The 7,742-nt window shown below is 75.5% G+C and carries 7 protein-coding genes; all 7 read left to right on the top strand.

Translation table 11 applies throughout. From position 1 onward, the window contains the following. Positions 1–940: PDR/VanB family oxidoreductase (locus tag ACI79D_RS24040; protein ID WP_456921052.1), on the top strand; the 940-nt coding region annotated here is incomplete at its 5' end. Next, on the top strand, positions 937–1,908 hold the full coding sequence (locus tag ACI79D_RS24035) for a heme-dependent oxidative N-demethylase family protein (protein WP_456921051.1): 972 nt from the start codon (positions 937–939) through the stop codon (positions 1,906–1,908). The genes ACI79D_RS24040 and ACI79D_RS24035, both read left to right, overlap by 4 nt. A gap of 215 nt (positions 1,909–2,123) precedes the next feature. After that, positions 2,124–3,485: a type III glutamate--ammonia ligase gene (glnT, locus tag ACI79D_RS24030; RefSeq protein WP_456921050.1), complete on the top strand. Its 1,362-nt coding sequence runs from the start codon at positions 2,124–2,126 to the stop codon at positions 3,483–3,485. A gap of 31 nt (positions 3,486–3,516) precedes the next feature. Continuing rightward, entirely contained in the window at positions 3,517–4,410 is an 894-nt protein-coding gene (locus tag ACI79D_RS24025) for a hypothetical protein (RefSeq protein ID WP_456921049.1), read from the top strand. Next, positions 4,398–5,123 carry a GltB/FmdC/FwdC-like GXGXG domain-containing protein gene (locus tag ACI79D_RS24020; RefSeq protein WP_456921048.1) on the top strand — a complete coding sequence of 242 codons (726 nt, stop codon included), beginning with the start codon at positions 4,398–4,400 and terminating at the stop codon, positions 5,121–5,123. Before ACI79D_RS24025 ends, ACI79D_RS24020 begins: the two co-directional genes overlap by 13 nt. A 13-nt stretch (positions 5,124–5,136) precedes the next feature. Further along, positions 5,137–6,441, top strand: a complete 1,305-nt coding sequence (locus ACI79D_RS24015) for an FMN-binding glutamate synthase family protein (RefSeq protein WP_456921047.1) — start codon at positions 5,137–5,139, stop codon at positions 6,439–6,441. Continuing rightward, on the top strand, positions 6,438–7,550 hold the full coding sequence (locus tag ACI79D_RS24010) for an FAD-dependent oxidoreductase (protein WP_456921046.1): 1,113 nt from the start codon (positions 6,438–6,440) through the stop codon (positions 7,548–7,550). The genes ACI79D_RS24015 and ACI79D_RS24010 overlap by 4 nt, the downstream gene beginning before the upstream one ends. Positions 7,551–7,742 lie beyond the last annotated feature (192 nt).

Raw genomic sequence — 7,742 nt, 5'->3', positions numbered from 1 at the left:
GACACGCGGGGGGCTGTTGCGCCCGCGCGTCGGGGGCGCCCGCGCGCGGTGCGCCGCCCCCCCCCCCCCGCGCGGGCCCCCCCCCGCCGGGCTGCTGCCCGGCCACCCGCCGGGCAGCCACCTGGTCCTGACCTGCGGGGACCGGCGCAACGCCTACTCGCTGACCGGGGACGGCGTGCCGGCCGACGAGTACCGCATCTCGGTTCTGCTGTGCCCGGACGGCGCCGGCGGGTCGGCGTTCGTCCACCGGTTGCGGCCCGGCGACCGGGTGGCCGCCTCCCGGCCGCGCAGCGCGTTCGCCCCGGTGTCGACGGCCCGCTCCCACCTGCTCGTCGCCGGCGGCATCGGGATCACGCCGATGCTGTCGCACGCGCGGGCCGCGGTCCGGTGGGGGCGCTCGTTCCGGCTGCTCTACGGCCACCGTCGCGGCGCCGGCGCGCACCTGGCGGAGCTGTCCGAGCTGTGCGGCGACCGGCTCACCGCGATCGACGACACGCCGCGGATGCTCGACGAGGTGGCCGCCGCGCTGGCGTCCCAGCCGGTCGGCACGCACGTCTACGTCTGCGGGCCGGGCCCGCTGATCGGCTACGTCGAGCAGACCGCCGCCGCGCTCGGCTGGCCGCCGCAGCGGGTGCACGCCGAGCGGTTCTCCGCGGCCGACCTCGACCCGGGCGAGCCGTTCACCGCCCGGCTGGCCCGCAGCGGGACCTCGGTGCCCGTGCCCTCGGGGGTCTCGCTGCTCGCCGCGCTGGAGGGCGCCGGGGTCGCCGTCCCCAACATGTGCCGGCAGGGCGTCTGCGGCGAGTGCCGGCTGCCGGTGCGCGCCGGCCGGCCCCTGCACCGCGACCTGTTCCTCTCCGAGGCCGAGCGCGCGGCCGGCGACGCGGTCATGGCCTGCGTCTCCCGCTGCGCCGACGACGAACTGGAGCTCGACCTGTGACCGCCGTCCTGCCCGACCGCACCGCCCGCTTCCCGTTCCCCTTCCCGGCCGACACCTACCGGTACTCGACGAACGTCGAGCCGGCCCGCCGCCCGGTGGTCACCGCCGCCGGCGGGTGGGGCGACCGCGTGCTCGACGTCGACGCCGAGTACGCCGCCGAGCTGGCGGTGCGGGCCGATGTGCTGGCCACCGACCCGACCCGCTGCCAGCAGCTGCCGCACATGCGGGTGGCCGCCTGGGACGCGCTGATCACCCTGCTGCCGGACCTGGCCGCCACGTACCCCGAGGTCATGGCGCTGCGCCGGCACGGGGACCGGTGGTCCTGGCGCAACGACCTGCTCGGCACCTCGGCCTCGTTCGTCGTGGGGGACGACGACTCGCTGCCCGGTGGGCCGCTGCGCTTTCTGGGCAGCCAGGTGCAGGAGGACGTCGTCCTGCTCGACCAGCGCGAGGGGTCGCTGTGGGCCGACGCCGGGCTGGTCACCTTCGCCGCCGACTGGTCGATGGGCTTCGACGTCGGGATGCGCTTCCTCGAGGTGCACGGTCCGGTGCCGCGGGTGCACGAGGCCGGCGTGGTGCAGCGCGCCGAGCAGTTCCTCATGCGGCTGCAGCCGGGGGAGGAGTACCGCCGCACCAACTGGACGATGACCGTCGACCGGCGGCTGGACACCTCCACCGAGACCTATCCGGAGTGGGGCCCCGACCGGCGGCTGGTCGTCGACGACCCCGCGCTGCCCGACCGGCTGCACCTGCGGGTGGAGGTGCAGCACCTGCTGCGGCTGGGTGCCTCCGACGCGGTGTGCTTCCTCATCCGCTCCTACCTGCTGTCGCTGCGGGAGCTGGCCGCGGTGCCGCAGTGGCGGGCCCGGTTCGCGGCCGTGCTCGCCGAGCTCCCCGACGACATGGCCGACTACAAGGGGCTCACCCGCTACCGCGACGCCGCCGTCGACTGGCTGCGCACCGGCTGAGGTCCCTCGGACGCAGTGCGGGCGTTCCTCGCGCATCGTGGGTCCTGCAGGACCGGCAAGGCCCGAGGAGCGCCCGCACTGCTGCCCGGCCCCGGCGGGGTGGGGCGACGGGCAACACGAACTCCCCGCACCGGTAACGGTCCCGAAACGAGCCGACGGTTCACTCACAGGCGACAACAGTTCACGTCAGTGGACGAGATGCCTGGAGGCTCCCCGTGTCGCTCACCGCCACCCGTCCCGAGGCCCCGCCGGTCCCCCGGCCGGCCGCCCCGGTCGAGGCCGACCTCGCCACCCGTGCCCGTGCCGACGGCATCGAGTTCGTCATGGCGCTCTTCGTCGACCTGACCGGCAAGCCCTGCGCCAAGCTCGTACCGATCGAGGCGATCGAGGAGCTGCAGACCGAGGGTGTCGGCTTCGCCGGCTACGCGGTCGGCGCGATGGGCCAGGAGCCCAAGGACCCCGACCTCATGGCCATCCCGGACCCGGCTTCCTACATGCCGGTGCCCTTCATCCGGCCGGGCCTGGCGATCGTGCACTGCGACCCGCACGTCGAGGGACTGCCCTGGCCCTACGCGCCGCGGGTGATCCTCAAGGAACAGCTGGCCCGCGCCGCCGAGCTCGGCCTGGAGCTGAAGGTCGGCGCCGAGGTCGAGTACTTCCTCGTCGAGCGCGGCCCGGACGGCGCCCTGCGCCCGGCCGACCCGAAGGACACCGCCGAGCGCCCCTGCTACGACGCGCGCGGGCTGACCCGCATGTACGACCACCTCGCCGGGGTCTCCAAGGCGATCAACTCCCTCGGCTGGGGCAACTACGCCAACGACCACGAGGACGGCAACGGGCAGTTCGAGCAGAACTTCGCCTACGCCGACGCGCTGACCACCGCCGACCGGGTGGTGACCCTCCGGTACCTGCTGTCCGTGCTGGCCGAGCAGCGCGGGATGACCGCGACGTTCATGCCCAAGCCGTTCAGCGACCGCACCGGCAGCGGGCTGCACATGCACCTGTCCCTGTGGCGCGACGGCGTGCCGGCCTTCCCCGAGGACGGCGACCCGCGCGGGCTGGGCCTCTCGCCACTGGCGTACTCGTTCGTCGCCGGACTGATCGAGCACGCCGCCGGGCTGCAGGCGGTGCTCGCCCCGACCGTCAACTCCTACAAGCGCACCGGCGCCAGCTCCACCCGGTCGGGTGCGACCTGGTCCCCGCGGACGGCGACCTACGGCGGCAACGACCGCACCCACCTGCTGCGGGTGCCCGACGGCAACCGGGTCGAGCTGCGCGGCGGCGACGGCTCGGCCAACCCCTACCTGGCCGCGGCCACGGCCCTGGCGGCCGGGCTGGACGGCGTCCGGCGCGGGCTGGACCCGGGCGACCCCGGCGCCACCCGCAGCGCGACGCTGCCGCCGACGCTGCTGCACGCGGTGGAGGCGCTGGAGGCCGACCCGGTCGTCGCCGGCGCGCTCGACGCCGCGGGCCCGGGGGTGTCGGGCTACTTCGCCGGGCTCAAGCGCGACGAGTTCTTCGAGTGGCACGGGCAGGTGACCCCCTGGGAGGTCGACCGCTACGTGACCGCCTTCTGACAGCCGGACCGAGAGAGAGGACCCCACTGACGTGTGCGGGATCGTCGGGCTCCACCTGCGGGAGCCCTCCCTGTACCCCCGGCTCGGCGAGCTGCTGACCGGGATGCTCTGCCAGGTCACCGAGCGGGGCCCGGACTCCGCCGGGGTCGCCGTGTACGGCGACCCGCGGTGGTCGCCGCCGGGCGAGGCCGGCGTCTCGCTGCTGACCGGTGACCGGACGGCGGACGACGTCGCCGATGCCGTCCGCGCCGTGCTGCCCGAGGCCGAGGTGGTCGACGCCGGCCAGACGCTGGTCGTGCACGCCGCCACCGACCCCGGCACGCTGGCCGCCGTCGTCCGGGAGGCCGTGCCGGGCAGCCTGGTCATCGGCGTCGGCGAGGAGGTCGCCGTCCTCAAGGGCGTCGGCCACCCCCAGGCGCTGGCCGCCGAGTTCGGCCTGCCCGCCGCGCAGGGCTGGCAGGGCGTGGCGCACACCCGGATGGCCACCGAGTCGGCGGTCACGCCGGCGCACTGCCACCCGTTCTCGGTCGGCACCGACCAGTGCCTGGTGCACAACGGCTCGTTCGCCAACCACGCGACCATCCGCCGCGAGCTGAAGGCCGCCGGCACGCAGTTCGACAGCGACAACGACTCGGAGGTCGGCGCCCGGTTCGTCGCCGCCCAGCTGGCCGCCGGCTACGACCTGGAGAAGTCGCTGAAGCTGCTCTGCGAGCGCTTCGACGGCTTCTACACGCTGCTGGTGTCCACGAAGGACAGCTTCGCGGTGGTCCGCGACGCCATCGCCTGCAAGCCCGCGGTGGTCGCCGAGACCGCCCAGTGGGTGGCCATGGCCTCGGAGTACCGCGCCCTCGCCGGGCTGCCCGGCATCGAGAACGCCCGCATCTTCGAGCCCGAGCCGGAAGAGGTCTACGCATGGCAGCGCTGAGCACGATCGAGATCGGCTCGGACACCGAGCCCGCCGTCGTCGACCTGTCCCTGTCCACCGTGCGGGAGCTCAACCAGGCGCTGCACGCCCCCGACGTCGCCGACAAGGCACCGACCTGGCGGGTGACCTCCCCCGACGGGAAGCACAACGTCGCCGTCGGGCTGGACGCCGAGATCGACGTCCGCATCGAGGGGCACGTCGGCTACTACTGCGCCGGGATGAACAAGTCCGCGACGGTGACCGTCGAGGGCAACGCCGGGGTCGGCGTCGCGGAGAACATGATGAGCGGCACCGTCCGGGTGCGCGGCAACGCGTCGCAGTCGGCCGGGGCCACGGCGCACGGCGGGCTGCTGGTCGTCGAGGGCTCGGCGTCGGCGCGCTGCGGCATCTCGATGAAGGGCGTGGACATCGTCGTCGGCGGCGACGTCGGGCACATGAGCGCCTTCATGGGCCAGGCCGGCCGGCTGGTCGTCTGCGGCGACGCCGGGGACGCGCTCGGCGACTCCCTCTACGAGGCCCGCATCTACGTGGCCGGCTCGGTGCGGTCGCTCGGCGCGGACTGCGTCGAGAAGGAGGTCCGACCGGTGCACCTCGCCGAGCTCGCCGAGCTGCTCGCCGCGGCCGGTCTGGACGCCGACCCGCGCGACTTCCGCCGGTACGGCTCGGCCCGCCGTCTCTACAACTTCCACGTCGACAACGCCTCGGCGTACTGAGGAGCGCGCTGCCATGACCCTTCGCGAATCGGCCACCTTCGACCGCAGCACCATCGCCGAGATCCAGCGCGCCGCCGAGACCGGCATCTACGACATCCGCGGCGGCGGCGCCAAGCGCCGCGTCCCGCACTTCGACGACCTGCTCTTCCTCGGCGCGAGCATGTCCCGCTACCCGCTCGAGGGCTACCGGGAGCGGTGCGACACCGACGTCGTCCTCGGCGACCGCAACGCCACCTACCCGCTGCACCTGTCCACCCCGGTGACCATCGCCGGGATGAGTTTCGGCGCGCTGTCCGGCCGGGCGAAGGAGGCCCTCGGCCGCGGCGCCAGCGAGGTCGGGACGTCGACCACCACCGGCGACGGCGGGATGACCGAGGAGGAGCGCGGTCAGTCCAAGCACCTCGTCTACCAGTACCTGCCCTCGCGCTACGGCATGAACCCCGACCACCTGCGGATGGCCGACGCCATCGAGGTCGTGCTCGGCCAGGGCGCCAAGCCCGGCGGCGGCGGGATGCTGCTCGGCCAGAAGATCACCGAGCGGGTCGCCGGGATGCGCACCCTGCCCGTCGGCGTCGACCAGCGCAGCGCCTGCCGGCACCCCGACTGGACCGGCCCCGACGACCTGGAGATCAAGATCCGGGAGCTGCGGGAGATCACCGACTGGGAGAAGCCGGTCTACGTCAAGATCGGCGCCAGCCGCACCTACTACGACGTGAAGCTCGCCGCGAAGGCCGGCGCCGACGTCATCGTGCTCGACGGCATGCAGGGTGGCACGGCCGCGACCCAGGACGTGTTCATCGAGAACGTCGGCATCCCGACCCTGGCCGCGCTGCCCCAGGCGGTGCAGGCGCTGCAGGAGGAGGGGCTGCACCGGCAGGTCCAGCTGGTCGTCTCCGGTGGCGTCCGCAACGGCGCCGACCTGGCCAAGTGCATGGCCCTGGGCGCCGACGCCGTCGCGATCGGCACCGCCGCGCTCATCGCGCTGGGCGACAACGCCCCCCACCTGGACGAGGAGTACCGGGCGCTGGGCTCGGCGGCCGGGTTCTACGACGACTGGCAGGCCGGCCGCGACCCGGCCGGCATCACCACCCAGGACGACGAGCTGGCCGCCCGGCTCGACCCGGTCGTCGGCGGACGGCGGGTCGCCAACTTCATCCGGGTGATGACGATGGAGGCGCAGATCATCGCCCGCGCCTGCGGCAAGGCCCACCTGCACTCGCTGGAGCCCGAGGACCTGGTCGCGCTGACCATCGAGGCCGCCGCGATGGCCCGGGTGCCGCTGGCGGGGACGTCCTGGATCCCCGGGCAGGGGCGGTGACCGACCTGCGGGTCGAGGTCGCCGTCGTCGGCGCCGGTCTCATGGGCGCCGCGACGGCGTGGGAGCTGGCCCGGCGCGGGGTGTCGGTGGCGCTGGTCGAGGCCTTCGACCCGGGCCACGTCCACGGCAGCTCCCACGGCACGTCCCGGATCGTCCGGCGGGCCTACGCCGACCCGTTCTACGTGCGGCTGACCGGGCGGGCGTTCGACCGCTGGGCGCAGGCCGAGGCCGACACCGGGACGACGCTGCTGCAGACCACCGGTGGCCTCGACCACGGCGCGGCGCGCGACCCGGTCGGCCTGGCCGGGCTGATGCAGCGGGAGGGCGTGCCGCACGAGCTGCTCTCCGCGGCCGAGGCCGAGGGCCGCTGGCCGGGGATGCGCTTCGACGGGCCGGTGCTGTTCCACCCGGAGGCGGCGGTGCTCGACGCCGACGCCGCGGTGGCCGCGTGGGTGCGCCGGGTCGGCGAGCTCGGCGGGACGGTGCTCGGCCGGACCCGGGTCCTGGCGATCGAGCCGCTGGGGGACGGCGTCCTGCTGCGCACCGACGGCCCGGCGGTCGCCGCCGACCGGGTCGTGGTCGCCGCCGGGCCGTGGCTGCCCGAGCTCGCGCCGGCGGTCGGCGTGCCGCTGGGTCTGCCGCCGCTCACGGTGACCCAGCAGCAGGTGTTCCACTTCCGGCTGCGCGACCCCGGCGCCGCCTGGCCGACGTTCGTGCACAAGGGCGACCTGCAGCTGTTCGGGCTGCCCTCGGGTGCCGACGGGGGCCCCCGGCCGGCGTTCAAGGTGGCCCAGCACGACGGCGGCACCGCGACCACGGCGTCGGGCCGGGACGGCCGGATCGACCCGGCGTCGCGGGAGCGGGTCGCCGGGTACGTGGCGGAGTTCCTCCCCGGCCTGGACCCCGAGCCCGTCGCGCAGGGCAGCTGCCTCTACACGACCACCCCGACCGAGGACTTCGTGCTCGACCGGGTCGGCCCGGTCGTCGTGGTCTCCCCGTGCTCGGGCCACGGGGCCAAGTTCGCCGCGCTGGTGGGGGAGCTGGCCGCCGACCTCGCGCTGGACCGAGCGGGCGCCGAGCCGCGGTTCGCCCTCCCGGCGCTGGTCTGAGCGGAGGGGGGGGGGGGGGGGGGGGGGGGGGGGGGGGGGGGCGGGGGGGGGGGGGGGGGGGGGGGGGGGGGGGGGGGGGGGGGGGGGGGGGGGGCCGGCGGGGCGGGGGGCGCGCGGCGCGGGGGGGGCGGGCGCGCCCGGCCCCCCCCCCCCCCCCCCCCCCCCCCCCCCCCCCCCCCCCCCCCCCCCCTG

The sequence above is a fragment of the Geodermatophilus sp. SYSU D00708 genome (assembly GCF_054050115.1).
Note: the sequence above shows the minus strand (reverse complement) of the source record. Positions and strands in the feature narration are given on the sequence as shown.

Bases quoted from the DNA above. Each gene is read 5' to 3' on its own strand.
- ACI79D_RS24015 (WP_456921047.1), top strand. From the start codon at position 5,137: ATGACCCTTCGCGAATCGGCCACCTTCGACCGCAGCACCATCGCCGAG.
- ACI79D_RS24020 (WP_456921048.1), top strand. From the start codon at position 4,398: ATGGCAGCGCTGAGCACGATCGAGATCGGCTCGGACACCGAGCCCGCC.